General features: G+C 59.7%; 13 protein-coding genes. 5 read left to right on the forward strand and 8 right to left on the reverse strand.

From position 1 onward, the window contains the following. Positions 1-49 precede the first annotated feature (49 nt). The 4 genes from V6S97_RS01360 to ppx are packed head-to-tail and all read left to right on the forward strand — an operon-like array spanning position 50 to position 5,758. Complete coding sequence (locus tag V6S97_RS01360) at positions 50-1,207, forward strand: AI-2E family transporter (RefSeq protein ID WP_035212361.1); 1,158 nt, start codon at positions 50-52, stop codon at positions 1,205-1,207. Positions 1,208-1,209: 2 nt separating this feature from the next. Then, positions 1,210-1,938: a DnaA regulatory inactivator HdaA gene (gene hdaA / locus V6S97_RS01365; protein WP_003502161.1), complete on the forward strand. Its 729-nt coding sequence runs from the start codon at positions 1,210-1,212 to the stop codon at positions 1,936-1,938. Continuing rightward, positions 1,935-4,238, forward strand: coding sequence for an RNA degradosome polyphosphate kinase (locus tag V6S97_RS01370; protein WP_371412705.1), 2,304 nt, complete (start codon positions 1,935-1,937; stop codon positions 4,236-4,238). The genes hdaA and V6S97_RS01370 overlap by 4 nt, the downstream gene beginning before the upstream one ends. Next, positions 4,235-5,758: an exopolyphosphatase gene (gene ppx / locus V6S97_RS01375; protein WP_003502164.1), complete on the forward strand. Its 1,524-nt coding sequence runs from the start codon at positions 4,235-4,237 to the stop codon at positions 5,756-5,758. Before V6S97_RS01370 ends, ppx begins: the two co-directional genes overlap by 4 nt. Before the next feature lie 31 nt (positions 5,759-5,789). On the opposite strand, the gene V6S97_RS01380 is transcribed toward ppx, so the two are convergent. From V6S97_RS01380 to V6S97_RS01415, 8 genes are all read right to left on the reverse strand, one after another. After that, a complete protein-coding gene (locus V6S97_RS01380; protein WP_334425943.1) occupies positions 5,790-6,422 on the reverse strand; it encodes a DapH/DapD/GlmU-related protein in 633 nt (210 codons plus the stop codon). A gap of 150 nt (positions 6,423-6,572) precedes the next feature. Then, positions 6,573-6,920, reverse strand: a complete 348-nt coding sequence (locus V6S97_RS01385; protein WP_112277745.1) for a hypothetical protein — start codon at positions 6,918-6,920, stop codon at positions 6,573-6,575. Between the two features lie 171 nt (positions 6,921-7,091). Continuing rightward, positions 7,092-7,439 (reverse strand): YunG family protein, encoded by a 348-nt coding sequence (locus V6S97_RS01390; protein WP_003502169.1) that lies wholly within the window; start codon positions 7,437-7,439, stop codon positions 7,092-7,094. A 138-nt stretch (positions 7,440-7,577) separates the two neighbouring features. Next, positions 7,578-8,936 (reverse strand): esterase-like activity of phytase family protein, encoded by a 1,359-nt coding sequence (locus V6S97_RS01395; RefSeq protein ID WP_003502172.1) that lies wholly within the window; start codon positions 8,934-8,936, stop codon positions 7,578-7,580. A gap of 154 nt (positions 8,937-9,090) precedes the next feature. Further along, positions 9,091-10,119: an adenylate/guanylate cyclase domain-containing protein gene (locus V6S97_RS01400; RefSeq protein WP_334425947.1), complete on the reverse strand. Its 1,029-nt coding sequence runs from the start codon at positions 10,117-10,119 to the stop codon at positions 9,091-9,093. Between the two features lie 184 nt (positions 10,120-10,303). Next, positions 10,304-10,909: a hypothetical protein gene (locus V6S97_RS01405; RefSeq protein WP_003502175.1), complete on the reverse strand. Its 606-nt coding sequence runs from the start codon at positions 10,907-10,909 to the stop codon at positions 10,304-10,306. Between the two features lie 81 nt (positions 10,910-10,990). Continuing rightward, positions 10,991-12,151 (reverse strand): ribonuclease D, encoded by a 1,161-nt coding sequence (gene rnd, locus V6S97_RS01410; RefSeq protein WP_003502177.1) that lies wholly within the window; start codon positions 12,149-12,151, stop codon positions 10,991-10,993. An 82-nt stretch (positions 12,152-12,233) separates the two neighbouring features. Then, a complete protein-coding gene (locus V6S97_RS01415; protein WP_020810429.1) occupies positions 12,234-13,505 on the reverse strand; it encodes an MFS transporter in 1,272 nt (423 codons plus the stop codon). 191 nt (positions 13,506-13,696) lie between these two features. Here V6S97_RS01415 and aspS point away from each other — a divergent pair, with 191 nt between their 5' ends. After that, on the forward strand, positions 13,697-15,484 hold the full coding sequence (aspS, locus tag V6S97_RS01420) for an aspartate--tRNA ligase (RefSeq protein WP_334425951.1): 1,788 nt from the start codon (positions 13,697-13,699) through the stop codon (positions 15,482-15,484).

Here is a 15,484-nt window from a genome sequence, read left to right on the forward strand (position 1 = left end):
TCCTATCTCCATCATGGGCAGTGACGGTACGGCGACAAAGGATGAACGGATGCAACCCCATGTGAGTGGTATGAACCTGCGTCGGCAGGTGTTTTTCTGGATCGGCGTGCTTGCCGTCTTTATCCTTTTCCTGATGGTCTTCAGCTCCATTCTCCTGCCTTTCGTGGCGGGCATGGCGCTTGCCTATTTTCTCGATCCGGTGGCCGACTGGCTGGAGCGGCGCGGTTTGAGCCGGTTGATGGCGACCGTCGTCATCCTCGTCTCCTTCGTGCTGATCTTCGCACTGTCGCTCATCATCATCATTCCGCTGATTGCCGCTCAGGCCTCGGAATTCATCACGCGCATTCCGCAATATATCTCGTCGCTGCAGCAGCTGATCGCCGGCGCGGATACCAACCTCCTGCCGGATTGGGTGAGCAGCCAGATCAACTCGGTAAAGGAGAACTTTTCAAAGCTCCTGACAGAGGGCGCAGGCTTCATCGGCACGCTTTTGACGCAGATATGGAACTCCGGCAAATCGCTGGTCGATGTCATGTCGCTGCTGGTCGTCACGCCCGTCGTCGCCTTCTACCTCCTGCTCGACTGGGACCGGATGATCGACAAGGTCGACAGCTGGATACCGCGCGACTATGTCCATACCGTCCGCCAGATCGCCCGCGACATGGACAAGACCATTGCCGGTTTCGTGCGTGGGCAGGGGTCGCTCTGCATCATTCTGGGGGTTTATTACGCCGTCGGCCTGTCGCTGGTGGGCTTGAATTTCGGCCTGCTGATCGGCCTTTTTTCGGGTCTCATCAGCTTCGTTCCCTATATCGGATCCATGGTCGGCCTCATCCTCGCCGTCGGCGTCGCTATCGTGCAGTTCTGGCCGGACTATATTTATGTCTTCCTGACGCTCGTCGTGTTCTTTTCCGGCCAGTTCATCGAAGGCAACATCCTGCAGCCGAAGCTTGTCGGCAAAAGCGTCGGCCTGCATCCGGTCTGGCTGATGTTCGCCCTCTTCGCTTTCGGTGCGCTTTTCGGTTTCGTCGGGCTTCTCGTGGCGGTGCCGGCTGCGGCGGCGGTCGGCGTGCTTGTCCGCTTCGCCTTGTCGCGGTATCTTGAAAGCGATCTTTACCATGGGCATGCCGCCAACCTTCCCTGGGACACAAATACTGCCCCGGAAGAAGGGGAAACATCCTCCGGCAAGGTTGACTCTCAGAGCTGACGATGACTGACCAAATCAAAACCGACAATGCCCGGTCGAAGGCCGAGCAGCTGCCGCTCGCATTCTCGCACCAGTCCGCTTCCGGCAGGGACGATCTCCTCGTCTCCGCCTCGCTTGCGGCTGCCGTCAGCCTCATCGATGAGTGGCCGAACTGGCGCTCGCCCGTCGTCGTGCTCGCCGGGCCGCCGGGCTCGGGAAAATCGCATCTCGCCAATATCTGGAAAAATATCAGCGACGCGCGAGACATTCACCCCGAAGCCGGCGCGGATGCCGCGCGCGCGGCCGAAACGGGACCGGTTCTTTTCGAAGATGCCGACCGGCGCGGTTTCGACGAGACCGAGCTCTTCCATGTCATCAACAGCGTGCGCCAGCATGGCACGACGCTTTTGATGACCAGCCGGCAATGGCCGGCGGCATGGCCGGTGACGCTGCCGGACCTGCGCTCTCGCCTGAAAGCCGTGACGGTGGTGGAAACCGGTGAACCGGACGAAGGGCTGCTCGCGCAGGTGCTGGTGAAACTCTTCGCCGACCGGCAGCTTTACATGGATGACAAACTCATAGGTTACATCGTCAATAGAATGGAGCGTTCGCTCGATACGGCGCAGACGATCGTGGACCGGATCGACCGGCTGGCGCTTGCGCGTGGAACGAGAATTACACGTCCGCTGGTAGCTGAGGTCCTCAATGCGATGGACAATGCGAGAGCGGATAGCGGACTGGACGTCGATTGACTGTCACAGTTCCGTCGTCAAACTGTTATACGGGCAAGAAGGACGATCGCGCGATGCAGCAGGATCACGGGACGGAAATAGGTCAGGGGATGGAACAGGGAATGGACGCTATCGCGCAGGACGACTTCAACAAGGTTCAGCCGGTGACTGAGGGCGAGAGCCTTTGGGACAGCCCGGCGCGTTTCATCAACCGCGAATTTTCCTGGCTCCAGTTCAATCGCCGCGTTCTCGAGGAAACGCTGAACACGGATCACCCGCTTCTGGAGCGTCTGCGTTTCCTTTCCATCTCGGCCGCCAATCTCGATGAATTCTTCATGGTCCGCGTCGCCGGTCTTGAAGGCCAGGTACGTCAGAAGATCACCGTCAAGACGCCCGACGGCAAGACGCCGGCCGAGCAGCTCGAAGATATTCTGAAGGAAATCGACAATCTGCAGATGGAGCAGCAGGCTTCGCTTGCCGTTCTGCAGCAATATCTCGCCAAGGAAGAAATCTTCATCGTCCGGCCTGCCGCACTCTCCGAAGCGGATCGGACCTGGCTGGGCACGGAATTCGAAGAACGTATCTTCCCGGTGCTGACGCCGCTGTCCATCGACCCTGCGCACCCATTCCCCTTCATTCCGAACCTCGGCTTCTCGATGGGCCTGCAGCTCGACAGCGTCAACGGCCGTGAGCCGATGACGGCGTTGTTGCGTCTTCCGACCGCGCTCGACCGCTTCGTTCGTTTGCCTGATGAGAAAAACGCCATCCGCTACATCACGCTTGAAGATGTGGTCGGCCTGTTCATTCACCGGCTTTATCCGGGCTATACCGTCCGGGGATTCGGCACGTTCCGCATTATCCGTGACAGCGATATCGAGGTGGAGGAAGAGGCGGAAGATCTGGTCCGTTTCTTCGAAAGCGCGCTGAAGCGCCGCCGCCGCGGTTCCGTTATCCGCATCGAGACCGACAGCGAAATGCCGCAGTCGCTGCGCCAGTTCGTGGTGCACGAGCTTGGCGTGCCTGATAATCGCGTCGCCGTTCTGCCCGGCCTTCTCGCGCTCAACACCATTTCGGAAATCGTCCGCGCGCCGCGCGACGACCTGAAATTCGAGCCTTACAACGCCCGTTTCCCCGAGCGCGTGCGCGAACATGCCGGCGATTGCCTTGCCGCGATCCGCGAAAAGGACATGGTGGTTCACCACCCCTATGAAAGCTTCGACGTGGTCGTGCAGTTCCTGCTGCAGGCCGCGCGCGATCCCGAAGTGCTCGCCATCAAGCAGACGCTTTACCGCACCTCCAATGACAGCCCGATCGTTCGCGCGCTGATCGATGCGGCGGAAGCCGGTAAATCCGTCACCGCGCTGGTGGAGTTGAAGGCGCGTTTCGACGAAGAGGCGAACATCCGCTGGGCGCGCGACCTCGAACGCGCCGGCGTGCAGGTCGTCTTCGGCTTCATCGAACTCAAGACCCATGCCAAGATGTCGATGGTGGTGCGTCGCGAGGACGGCAAGCTCAGAACCTATTGCCACCTCGGCACCGGCAACTATCACCCGATCACGGCCAAGATTTACACCGATCTGTCCTTCTTCACCTGCAACCCGAAGATCGCCCACGACATGGCGAATATCTTTAACTTCATCACGGGTTACGGTGAGCCGGAAGAGGGCATGAAGCTGGCGATTTCGCCCTATACGCTGCGCGCACGTATCGTAAAGCACATCAATGAAGAGATCGAGCACGCCAAGCGCGGTGCGCCGGCGGCGATCTGGATGAAGATGAATTCGCTGGTCGACCCTGAAATCATCGATTCCCTTTACCGCGCAAGTGCTGCGGGCGTGGAGGTCGATCTCGTTGTACGCGGCATCTGCTGCCTGCGCCCGCAGGTGCCCGGCCTGTCGGATAATATCCGCGTCAAATCCATCGTCGGCCGCTTCCTCGAACACAGCCGCATCTTCTGCTTCGGCAATGGTTTCGGCCTGCCGTCGGACAAGGCGCTGGTCTATATCGGCTCGGCCGACATGATGCCGCGCAACCTTGATCGGCGCGTGGAAACGCTTGTCCCGCTCACCAATCCCACGGTGCACGAGCAGGTTCTTTCACAGATTATGCTGGGCAATCTCATTGACAACCAGCAGAGCTACGAGATACTTGCGGACGGAACGTCGAGGCGCATCGAGGTGCGTAAAGGCGAAGAACCGTTCAACGCGCAGCACTATTTCATGACCAATCCCAGCCTTTCCGGACGTGGTGAAGCCCTGAAATCCAGTGCGCCCAAATTGATTGCCGGGTTGATTTCGTCCCGCAAGAAACAGGCTGAATGACTCGATCAGAAGCACAGGGGCGGCTGACCGGCCTTGCCCCCGTTTCCGTCATAGATATTGGTTCGAACTCCGTTCGTCTTGTTGTATATGAAGGTCTTTCCCGCGCGCCCGCGGTGCTGTTCAACGAAAAGGTCCTGTGCGGCCTTGGCAAGGGACTGGCGCTGACGGGCCGCATGCATGAGGAAGGCGTCAGCCGGGCGCTGATGGCGCTCAGGCGTTTTCATGTACTTTCCGAGCAGGCGCAGGCGCAGAAGCTTTATGTGCTGGCGACGGCGGCGGCGCGTGAAGCGGAAAACGGCCCGGATTTCATCCGTGAGGCCGAAGCCATTCTCGGCTGCGAGATCGAGGTGTTGTCAGGCGAAAAGGAAGCGCTTTATTCCGCCTATGGCGTGATCAGCGGTTTCCATGATCCAGACGGCATCGCGGGTGACCTCGGTGGCGGTTCGCTCGAACTCATCGACATAAAGGGCAAGAGCTGCGGCCAGGGCATCACCCTGCCGCTCGGCGGCCTGCGGCTGTCGGAACAGTCGGATGGCTCGCTGGAAAAGGCGACGACCATCGCCAGAAAACATGTCAAATCCTTTGCGAAGCTGTTGGCGGCGGGCGAGGGGCGCACCTTCTATGCAGTCGGCGGCACCTGGCGAAACATTGCCAAGCTGCACATGGAAATATCAGGCTATCCGCTGCACATGATGCAGGGTTATGAATTGCCGCTCGAGGAAATGCTGAATTTTCTCGAGGAGGTCATCGTCTCCCGGGACAGCAAGGACCCGGCCTGGCAGGCGGTTTCCAAGAACCGCCGTTCGCTTCTGCCGTTTGGCGCCATCGCCATGCGCGAAGTTCTGAAGGCGATGAAACCGGCAAAGATCGCCTTCTCTGCGCAGGGTGTGCGCGAAGGTTATCTCTATTCGCTGTTGACGGAAGCCGAGCGTGAATCCGATCCGCTGCTGGTCGCGGCTGATGAACTTGCCATTCTGCGCGCCCGCTCGCCGGAACATGCGCGCGAACTGGCGGACTGGAGCGGCCGCACCTTTCCGGTTTTCGGCGTCGACGAGACGGAAGAGGAAAGCCGTTACCGGCAGGCGGCCTGCCTTCTCGCCGATATCAGCTGGCGCGCCCATCCGGATTATCGTGGCCTGCAGGCGCTCAACATCATCGCCCATTCCTCCTTCGTGGCGATCACCCATCCCGGCCGCGCCTATATTGCGCTTGCCAATTATTATCGTTTCGAAGGTCTGAACGACAACGGCACTACCGAGCCGCTCGCGGCGATGGCAGGCGACCGGTTGCAGGAACTTGGCAAGCTGCTCGGCGGCCTGCTGCGCGTGGTTTACCTCTTCTCGGCCTCGATGCCCGGTGTCGTTGATCACCTGAAATTCCGCAAGTCCGACAATCCGGACCTCGATCTCGAATTCGTGGTGCCGCACGATTATTGCGATTTCGCCGGCGAGCGGCTGGACGGGCGTTTGCAGCAGCTGGCGAAGCTGACCGGCAAGCGGCTGGCATTCGTGTTCGAGTAAAGAACGGGAACGATCTGTTTTGCGGCGCAGGCTAGGACCAGCGCTCGCAAAAGGCTTCGATATCGTTCGACTGAAAGTCGGAAAGCCGCGCCATGATCGTTTCGAATGGCCAGTCCCACCAGGCGATGGACGTAAGCTTTTCCGCGACGGATCGCGAAAACCGCTCGCGGATGATTTTCGCGGGCACACCGCCGACAATGGTGTAGGGCGGCACATCCTTGGTGACGACGGCGCCGGCGGCAAGCACTGCACCGTCTCCGACTGTCACGCCCGGCAAGACGATAACCCCGTGACCAATCCAGACATCGTGGCCGATAATGGCGCGATCCTGCTTGCGCTGGTCGAAAAAGGTGTCATCGCGCACGGCATCGGCAGAATAATATTCCGGGCAATAACTGAAACGATGCATGGATGGCCGATCCATCGGATGGTTCGGCGCGCCTATCCTGACCTCTGCAGCGATGGCGCAGAACTTTCCGATTATTGCGTCACCCACCATGCAGCGGGGTCCAAGGTAGGAATAATTCCCGAGTTCGACATTGTGCAGGGATGTATCCGCCAGAATTTCGCAGCACTCGCCGACGTTTGAATCTCTTATGCTCGCCGTCGCATGGATGACGGTTTCCGCGATTTTCGGGCGCTTGATCTGTGTGGTCGAATCCATTCCAGCCTCCGGATTTGCGCCTGCTTAACCGGGGATAATGAAAGGCCTGTGACGACGGCAAAAGCGGTTCAAGCGGGCCGGCCGCTCCCTCGCAAATACGCATCATGTGGTTTGCGTGGGAGAGCGAAATCCTGTCTTTACGGACGTATGTCACTCATTGGAGATATTGGCGGCGGGATCTCGTTTCTTCCAGTAGTGTTCGGTGATGTTTTGAGCGTTTCGAATGATGTGACCAGCGATGTCAGGGTCTCCGCCCTCGAATGTTTCCGGATCGGCGCCGCATAACAGCAGGAAGAGCTGCTGATGAGCGACAGCGACAAAATAATCGCTGGGCGGTGGCTGCATGTCTGAATCGACAGCCTGGAATGCCTCGGCGACCTCTTTGCTGGCGCGCTCAAGCGCTGCGTGAATGGTGGCCATCATTGCCGCTTCCTTGCGCTGCAATATGTCCTGAACCTGCCGCTCCGCCGGTGTCAGAACCGGGCAACTCTCGCTCATCGAATGTCTCTCCTGTCGGTGCAACCATTTCGCTGAGCGATATTATCGCATGGATTGTGTCCGCTTTACGGGAAAGATTGAAATGATGGTGCTGAAGCATGGCGCAATGATTGACCACATACTGGGTTCGCGGGCGAAACGGCAATGGGCTGGCACTGCTTTGCAAACGGCTCAGCCGTGCCCCAGTGCTTTCCGGATGCAGGCGCTGAGATAGGCATATTGCAGGGGCGTTATCGTCGCCATGGCTTCCGTGCGGCTGGCAAGTCTGTCCTGGTAACCGACAGGAATATCGAACTGGCTGAAGGTGAAATCCCAGCGGGTGCCTTCAAGGATATTGTAAAAATGGTCGGCGCCGCTGACGGCGGTTTTGGCAAGCTCGCCGCCGAAAATATCCTGCACCACCAGCGCGGTGACGCTGCCTTGTCCTCTGGCGGGGTTTTCGCGTGACCAGAGGCTGCTGGTCTCACCCGACCAGCTTTTCTTCAGGGCGTAATAAAGTCTCTCTGCATGGTCCTGCATCAAACGTCTTCTTTTCCGCAAGCATGTTTCGGTTGGAATACGAGAATCGGAACGGAGCGCCATGCAGACCATCTGGTCTACCGGGCGCTCCGTCCGGATCATTTGCAGCTGCCAGGGCGATTGGCAGCGGCCGTGGTCTTACTTCGCGTCGAGCAGGTCCTTGACCTCAAGCAGGACGAACTCGTTGTCGTCAGCCTTGTCCAGAGCACGGCCGGCCGAGAAGGGCAGGTTGTTGTCGTTGCCGACGATGATATGCGTGGCATCGACGCGATCGACATTCTCGATAGTGACGAAAGGCATGTCGTAATAGCCATTGCCACCACCCTGACGCTTCTTGTTGTCCGGGTCGGAGATTTTCAGAAGATCGATATAACCGATCTTGCGCGCGGCCTTGCCGACATTGGCGTCATTGAATTCGATCTTGTAGATGCGCTTCACCTTGGAAGGCACGGCAAAGCAGTTTGCTTCCGGCTTCTTCGGGTCGGCGCAGGCCTTGTCGGCGGTGCCGGCGCCATTGTCACGCTCGATGACCAGCGCGGTGCTGTCATCCAGCATGTTGAAGTCACCGATGGCTTCGCCGCCCTGCGCCAGCGGATAGAGCCAGGTGCGGCCGGTCCATTCCTTCTTGGCGGTATCGAGCTCGATGATGCGCAGTGCGGTTGCGCCGTCTTCGGTCTTCTCCACCTGGCCGTCAGCCATGTAAAGCGGGCCTTCGAGAAGGCCGTAGAGCTTGGAGCCGTCCTTGGAGAGCGCCATGCCTTCATAACCGCCCGAGCGCTTCAGGTTGAAGGCCGGCATCTTCTGTGTGGGGTTGCCGGGCAGGGCGAGAGTGGGATGATCGGGAGACTTCACCTCGATGTCGCCAGCCTTGGTGGAGACCACGTCGGTCAGCTTGCCGTCACGGGTAAATTTCAGGATGTAGGGCCCGAATTCCTCGCCGACCCAGAAACCATCGGCAACGGGCTGAATGGATTCGACGTCGAAATCGGCGCCCGTCAGGTAACGCTTGCTCGAACCTTCGAGAACGATGGGGAAAGGCGCCTTCATGTCGGGATCGGAGAGGAACACGGTTTCAAGCGCGTTGACCTTGCCGGCGTCCCAGTCGAACTTCAGATGGTGAAGCATCAGCATGGCGTCGCTGGAATTGAGCTTGGAGCCAAAGCCATTGTCGGAAAGGCTCCAGAAGCTGCCGTCGGGCATGGCCTTGATGCCGGAAAAACCCTGCATCGGCTGGCCGTTGAACGGCATGGAAAGGCCGGTCAGGCGCACGCCATCCTTGCCGGGCACGGTGCCGAGACCTTCGGCGCGCTTGCGATCAGCGGTCGTGAACTTGGCGGAGGTCTTGAGATGTTCAGGCGCGTCAGCAGGTGCTGCGATGATGGTATTGGCCGGCAGGATGGCGTGGGAGACCAGCTTTGCCGGAAATTCCTGTTCCGCCGCATGCGACGCGGAGGCGAGCGCAAGAATGGCGCAGGATGCAAAAAGAATGTGCTTCATGATGGAGACCCCTCTCAATACCTGTTGAAGATAGGATTGAGGCGATAGGGTCGTCGCATGACAGGCAGGTGATTGCCGTTTGAAGCTTTGATGAATTTTGATGACGGCCGTAGCGGTAAATGGAACGGCGCGGCATTTTGCAGCCGTTTACCCCTCAAACCACAGGGGGCTGGTATTGGCTTAGTGTGCAGACGCCCAGCGTCTGGCCACGGCCTTTCACGGCATGTTCACCCAGATATTCGCTGCGAACGCCTTTCGGAAGCACCAGCTGATGAGCGAGGTCTGCGGATATGAGCACCGGATGACCGAGCATCTTGCTGAGCGATTCGAGACGTGACGTGGTGTTCACCGTATCGCCGAAATAGGTGATCTTGTGATGATCGACGCCGATTTCCGCCGTGATGACCGGCCCGCCATGGACGGCGAAGCGCAGGCGCGGCACTTCGCCGAAGCGGGAGAGCCACATGTCCCGGTTGCTTTCAACCGTCGCCTGAATATCGAATACGCAGCGCACGCAGGCCGCCCGCCTTATCGCCATATGATAAGGCCAGGTGATGATGGCGGCGTCGCCAATATAATCGTCGATGACACCGCCGTGTTTTCTGACCGGCGCGGCATAACTTGCGAAAATTTCGCCGAGAAACTCCTGGGCTTTCAGGTCTCCATGGGTTTCGGCAAAGGAGGTGGAGCCGACGAGATCGATGAAGATGAAGACGCGGTCTTCGCTGACGGGGCGGCGATAGCGACCGAGAATGAGATCGATGAAGATATCGCGGCCGAGAAGCTCGCGTACGCGCATGATGAAGACGATGATGCCGCAGACGATGAGGGTAAAGATCAGCGTCTGCACTTCGGCGTGCACCGCCCGTTTCCAGGTGCCGGGAAATATCCCGCTCAACCACAGGATGGTGCCGCCAAGCCCGAATCCGCAAAAGACGAGGATGGCATAGATGATGAGGCCGACGGCGATATAGGCGGGCGTGGGCAAAGCGCTGACCTGCCGCGACAGGCCGGGCATGATGTAACCGCGTTCAAAAGCAAGAATCGGTGCGCAGGCGAAGAGCGCATAGGTCGCGCCGATCAGCGCGCCGCCGCCATATTCCAGAAAGGCGTAGGCCACGCCGCTGCCGGCCACGGCAACGAACAGCACCACGTAATCCAGAATGGGCAGCAATTTTTTCATGTCGGTTCTTGATCTCGGGAAGGGGAGGCCCCGCGCTCCCTTCGGGCGAAGCTTCTGTTCAGGTCATATGCGACATTAGTGTGGAAAAAGCGCTGCAAAAAGTGAGCAATCGGTAAGGTTGCATGAAGGATTGGTAAGGCTGTTGCGCCGTTGCCGCAAAATCAGCACCGCCGCCGCTCTACGTCTAATAGGATGTTCTGTAATAGACGGTTTCAAGCGGGGATTGCGGCCGGTCGTCCGGCGAGCGGTTCGACCATTTGAGGGGAAAGGCGGCAAAACGCAGCTTGTTACCGTCGATCCATGCCCGGTCGAACAGGGTTTCGCCCTTGCGGGCGAAGGCGATGGCGGCGCAGGTGCGGCCGTCGACATCGAAGGGAATGTTTTCCTTCCAGCCGCTCAAGCCGCAGCCCATGCCTTTCGGGTCGCGATTATAGTGGTCAACGACGTCGCCGTCATTCGGCGTCATGGTGATGGCGGTGACGGTATGGGCAAAGAGCAGGCTGTCCTGATCTTTCAGGCCGCCATCCAGCGTGCCTTCATAACGCACCTGAACCGTGGGCTGCTGGCAGCCGCTGCGGGCATAGATCTGCGAGACTGCGTGCATGCGATTGTCGCGAATGGTGATGCGGGTGACGATGCCATGTCGGTCGTTCTTGCCGATCTTAAGGCAGTCGGTCGTCCATTCGCCCTGAAGATCGACCTTCTCTTCGGCGGCCCGGGCGGGAAGAGAGGGAAGAATGCCGGCCGCCGTAAAAAGGGCGGCGAGCAGCAGAGTGTGGGCAGGTTTCATGGCAATACCCTCAAATCGCGCGACCATCGGTTAAGAGATGGGACGCGATGCGGGCAAAATTGGGGAGAAAGCAGCGGGCGATTACGCCTCGCTTGCCGCAACCTCCACCGCCTCGACCTTCTTGCCGGCGAAACGCAATGCCACTTCGCCATTGATGAGCTTCAAGGCCACATCACCGAAGAGTTCTCGCCGCCAGCCGGTCAGCGCCGCAACGGTCGCCTTCTCGCCTTCGGAGGCGATCTTGTCCAGATCGTCGCTGTTGGCGATGACCTTGGCGGCGACGCCGTGCTTGTCCGCCGTCAGCTTCAGGAGAACCTTGAGCAGCTCCACGGCAGCGCCGGAACCCTCCGGTGCATGGCTGTGGCGCGGAGCCTTCGGCATTTCCTCTTTCGGAAGCGCCAGCGCCGCATTCACGGTCTCGATGATGGCGGTGCCGGAGGCGGATCGTTCCCAGCCCTTGGGGATGGTGCGCAGGCGCGACAGCGCCTCGGCATCCTTCGGCTGCTGCTGGGCGATTTCGAAGATCGCATCGTCTTTCAGGACGCGCGAACGCGGCACGTTGCGCGAACGCGCTTCACGCTCGCGCCAGGCGGCGACGAATTTGAGGATGGCGAGTTCCGTCGGCTTGCGCAGGCGCGATTTCAACCGCAGCCATGCATCGTCGGGATGCATGTCATAGGTGTCGCGCGATTCCAGAATGTCCATCTCTTCGGTCAGCCACAGCGAGCGACCTTCGCGCTCCAGCTGCGCCTTCAGCGCCAGATAGACATCGCGCAGATGCGTCACGTCGGCGAGCGCGTAGTCCAGCTGCTTTTCGGTCAGCGGACGGCGGCTCCAGTCGGTGAAACGCGAGGATTTGTCGATCTGCACATTCTTGATCTTCTGAACCAGCTGGTCGTAGGAGATCGAATCGCCGAAACCGCAGACCATGGCGGCGACCTGCGTATCGAAGATCGGATGGGGAATGAGCCCGCCGAGATGGTAGATGATTTCGATATCCTGCCGCGCGGCATGGAAAACCTTCACGACATCAGGATTGGCCATCAGTTCGAACAGCGGGGTGAGATCGATACCTTTTGCGAGCGGATCGACCAGCACCTCAAGCGTCGGGCTTGCCATCTGCACGAGGCAGAGTTCCGGCCAGAAGGTGGTTTCGCGCAGAAACTCGGTGTCGATGGTAATGAATTCCGATTTCGCCAGTTCCGTGCAGGCTTCGGCGAGGGCGGCAGTCGTTTCAATCATTGCAAATGGCCACTCGTGAAAATTATCCGTCTTACTTTCCCTTTGCCGGGCGCATGTCAATACAAAGCCCGCTTTTGAAGGCTCATGGATCGTTTTTCTCGGGCGGATTTGGCTCCGGCCCATCGTTTTTGGGCGGCGGGGGCGCGGCGAGCTTCTGAAAATAGGCCGAGGTGCGCAAAAGCGAGCGGAACCGCCAGTTCCTCTCCTCAACCGGAACGCCCTCGCGCACCTGCAGCCGGTAGATGGTGTAGGCGATGAAAACGATCTGGATCGCGGCCGTATAGCTGAACAACGCCTTCGGCCCGAACTGGTCGATCAGCACGGAAGCGAGCAGCGGCCCGACGGTTGCGCCCACCGACCAGAAGAACAAAAGCCCGGCGGAAACCATCGCATGTTCGCCCTCTTTCGCATGGTCGTTGCCGTGCGCGGAGCTGAGGGAATAGAGCGGCAACGCAAAGGCGCCGAAGATGAAGACGCCGATGATGTTGCTCCATTCGTCCGTGCCGGCGAAGAAGGCGAGGAACAGGCCGACGATAACAGAACCGGCGGTAGTGGCGAGAATGATGATGCGGCGATCATAACGGTCGGAATAGACGCCGAGCGGATATTGCAGCACCACGCCGCCGATGATGCCCGCACTCATGAAGGTGGCGATGGCGGTAACGGACAAGCCGATCTGTTCGGCATAGATCGGGCCGATATTACGGAACGCCGCCATGCTGAGGCCGACGGCCACGCAGCCGACGACGGCGAGCGGCGAGATACGCCAGACGGCGAAAAGATTGAAGGGAATCTGTTTCGGCGGCGCGGGATTGGATTTGTCGGCAATCGAGATCGGCACCAGTGACAGGGTGAGCGCCATGGCGATCAGTGAGAATACGATGGGCCCGTCGATGCCGGCGACGGGAATGATATATTGGGCGAGCGTCACGGAGCCGAGATCAACGAAACGATAGATGGAGAGCGTGCGGGCGCGATTGGAATTCGTCACCTGCGCGTTGATCCAGCTTTCGATGGCGGCGAAAAGACAGGCGACCGCGATGCCGATCACAAAACGCATTGCCAGCCAGAAGAGCGGATGGGTGATGAGCGGCATGGCGATCGATGCGGCTGATGCAACGGCCGCCATGGTGGCGAAAGTGCGGATGTGGCCGATCTTGCGCAGCAGGCGCGTCACCGAAATGCAGCCAAGCGCGAAACCGAGGCTGTAGGCCGCGCTGATGAGGCCGATGGTGCTGGCCGAAAATCCTTCGGAGAGGCCGCGCAGCGCGATATAGGTTCCCTGCAGGCCGTTGCCGCCGATCAGAATGCCGGCGGTGACGAGAAGTGGGATAAGAGGTCTGATCTGGCTCATTGCGGGCCGACTCGGTTTGGCGGGCTGGATTAGTCCTATCTAAAGCGAAGGCAGGGGAAAGGACAGGCTGAAGGCGACATTGTTGCGCTTTGCCTTGACAAATCAGGCTGGCCATGCGCTTTTCCGGCAAATTTCGACAGTGCCGCCCATCTGGCCTCCAACGGGCCCACGACACGTTCCAGGATATAAAAATGCATCGTTACCGCAGCCACACCTGTGCCGCTCTCCGCAAGTCCGACGTCGGCGAAACCGTTCGCCTTTCCGGTTGGGTTCACCGCGTGCGAGATCATGGCGGCGTTCTCTTCATCGACCTTCGCGACCATTACGGCATCACCCAGGTGGTTGCCGATCCAGACAGCCCGGCCTTCAAGGTCGCCGAGACCGTGCGTGGCGAATGGGTCATCCGCATCGACGGCCTCGTCAAGGCGCGCTCGGAAGACACCGTCAACAAGGGCATGGCGACCGGCGAGATCGAGCTTTACGCGCAGGAGATCGAGGTTCTTGGTGTTGCCAAGGAACTGCCGCTGCCGGTCTTCGGTGAGCCGGAATATCCGGAAGACGTTCGCCTGAAGTACCGCTTCCTCGACCTGCGCCGCGAAACCCTGCACAGGAACATCGTCAAGCGCACGCAGATCATCTCCGCTATGCGTACCGGCATGGGCGATATGGGCTTTGCCGAATATACGACGCCGATCCTTACCGCATCCTCGCCGGAAGGCGCGCGCGATTTCCTCGTTCCCTCGCGCATCCACGAAGGCAAGTTCTTCGCGCTGCCGCAGGCGCCGCAGCAGTACAAGCAGCTTCTGATGGTGGCCGGTTTCGACCGCTACTTCCAGATCGCGCCGTGCTTCCGCGATGAAGACCCGCGTGCCGACCGTCTCCCGGGCGAATTCTACCAGCTCGACGTCGAAATGAGCTTCGTGACCCAGGAAGATGTCTGGACCACGATGGAACCGATGATGACGGCCGTGTTCGAGAAGTTTGCCGAAGGCAAGCCTGTCACCAAGCAGTGGCCGCGCATTCCCTATGACGAGGCGATCCGCAAATACGGTTCCGACAAGCCCGACCTGCGCAACCCGATCGTCATGGAAGCTGTGACCGAACATTTCGACGGTTCGGGCTTCAAGGTCTTCGCCAACATGATCGCCTCCAACCCCAAGGTTCAGGTCTGGGCGATCCCGGCCAAAACCGGTGGTTCGCGCGCTTTCTGCGACCGCATGAACGCCTGGGCGCAGAGCCAGGGCCAGCCTGGCCTCGGCTACATCTTCTGGAAGGAAGAAGACGGCAAGATTGCCGGCTCCGGTCCGCTTGCCAAGAACATCGGCGAGGAACGCACCGAGGCGCTGCGCCAGCAGCTCGGCCTTGAGGCGGGCGACGCCTGCTTCTTCGTCGCGGGCGATCCCGCCAAGTTCTACAAGTTTGCCGGCGAGGCGCGCACCCGTGCCGCCGACGAGCTGAATCTGATTGACCGCGACCGTTTCGAAATGTGCTGGATCGTCGATTTCCCCTTCTTCGAATACAACGACGAAGAAAAGAAGATCGATTTCGCCCACAACCCATTCTCCATGCCGCAGGGTGGCATGGAAGCGCTGGAAGGACAGGATCCGCTCTCCATCAAGGCTTTCCAGTATGACGCGGTCTGCAACGGCTTCGAAATCGCCTCCGGCTCTATCCGTAACCAGTCGCCCGAGCTGATGGTCAAGGCTTTCGAAAAGGTCGGCCTGTCGCAGAGCGACGTGGAAGAGCGCTTCGGCGGTCTCTACCGCGCCTTCCAGTACGGTGCGCCTCCGCATGGCGGTTGTGCCTTCGGTATCGACCGTGTGGTCATGCTTCTGGTTGGTGCGAAGAACCTGCGCGAAATCACGCTGTTCCCGATGAACCAGCAGGCGCAGGACCTGCTGATGAACGCGCCGTCGCCGGCAACGCCGACCCAGCTTCGCGAGCTGGCGCTGCGCGTGGTTCCGTCTAAGAAGGACTGA

The sequence above is a fragment of the Agrobacterium sp. CCNWLW155 genome, from assembly GCF_036888815.1.
Classification (GTDB): Bacteria; Pseudomonadota; Alphaproteobacteria; order Rhizobiales; family Rhizobiaceae; genus Agrobacterium; species Agrobacterium radiobacter.

Excerpts from the sequence above, each read along its gene's own strand:
- V6S97_RS01360 (WP_035212361.1), top strand. The coding sequence starts at position 50 with ATGCAACCCCATGTGAGTGGTATGAACCTGCGTCGGCAGGTGTTTTTC.
- hdaA (WP_003502161.1), top strand. The coding sequence starts at position 1,210 with ATGACTGACCAAATCAAAACCGACAATGCCCGGTCGAAGGCCGAGCAG.
- ppx (WP_003502164.1), top strand. The coding sequence starts at position 4,235 with ATGACTCGATCAGAAGCACAGGGGCGGCTGACCGGCCTTGCCCCCGTT.
- V6S97_RS01380 (WP_334425943.1), bottom strand. The coding sequence starts at position 6,422 with ATGGATTCGACCACACAGATCAAGCGCCCGAAAATCGCGGAAACCGTC.
- V6S97_RS01385 (WP_112277745.1), bottom strand. The coding sequence starts at position 6,920 with ATGAGCGAGAGTTGCCCGGTTCTGACACCGGCGGAGCGGCAGGTTCAG.
- V6S97_RS01390 (WP_003502169.1), bottom strand. The coding sequence starts at position 7,439 with ATGCAGGACCATGCAGAGAGACTTTATTACGCCCTGAAGAAAAGCTGG.
- V6S97_RS01395 (WP_003502172.1), bottom strand. The coding sequence starts at position 8,936 with ATGAAGCACATTCTTTTTGCATCCTGCGCCATTCTTGCGCTCGCCTCC.
- V6S97_RS01400 (WP_334425947.1), bottom strand. The coding sequence starts at position 10,119 with ATGAAAAAATTGCTGCCCATTCTGGATTACGTGGTGCTGTTCGTTGCC.
- V6S97_RS01405 (WP_003502175.1), bottom strand. The coding sequence starts at position 10,909 with ATGAAACCTGCCCACACTCTGCTGCTCGCCGCCCTTTTTACGGCGGCC.
- rnd (WP_003502177.1), bottom strand. The coding sequence starts at position 12,151 with ATGATTGAAACGACTGCCGCCCTCGCCGAAGCCTGCACGGAACTGGCG.
- V6S97_RS01415 (WP_020810429.1), bottom strand. The coding sequence starts at position 13,505 with ATGAGCCAGATCAGACCTCTTATCCCACTTCTCGTCACCGCCGGCATT.
- aspS (WP_334425951.1), top strand. The coding sequence starts at position 13,697 with ATGCATCGTTACCGCAGCCACACCTGTGCCGCTCTCCGCAAGTCCGAC.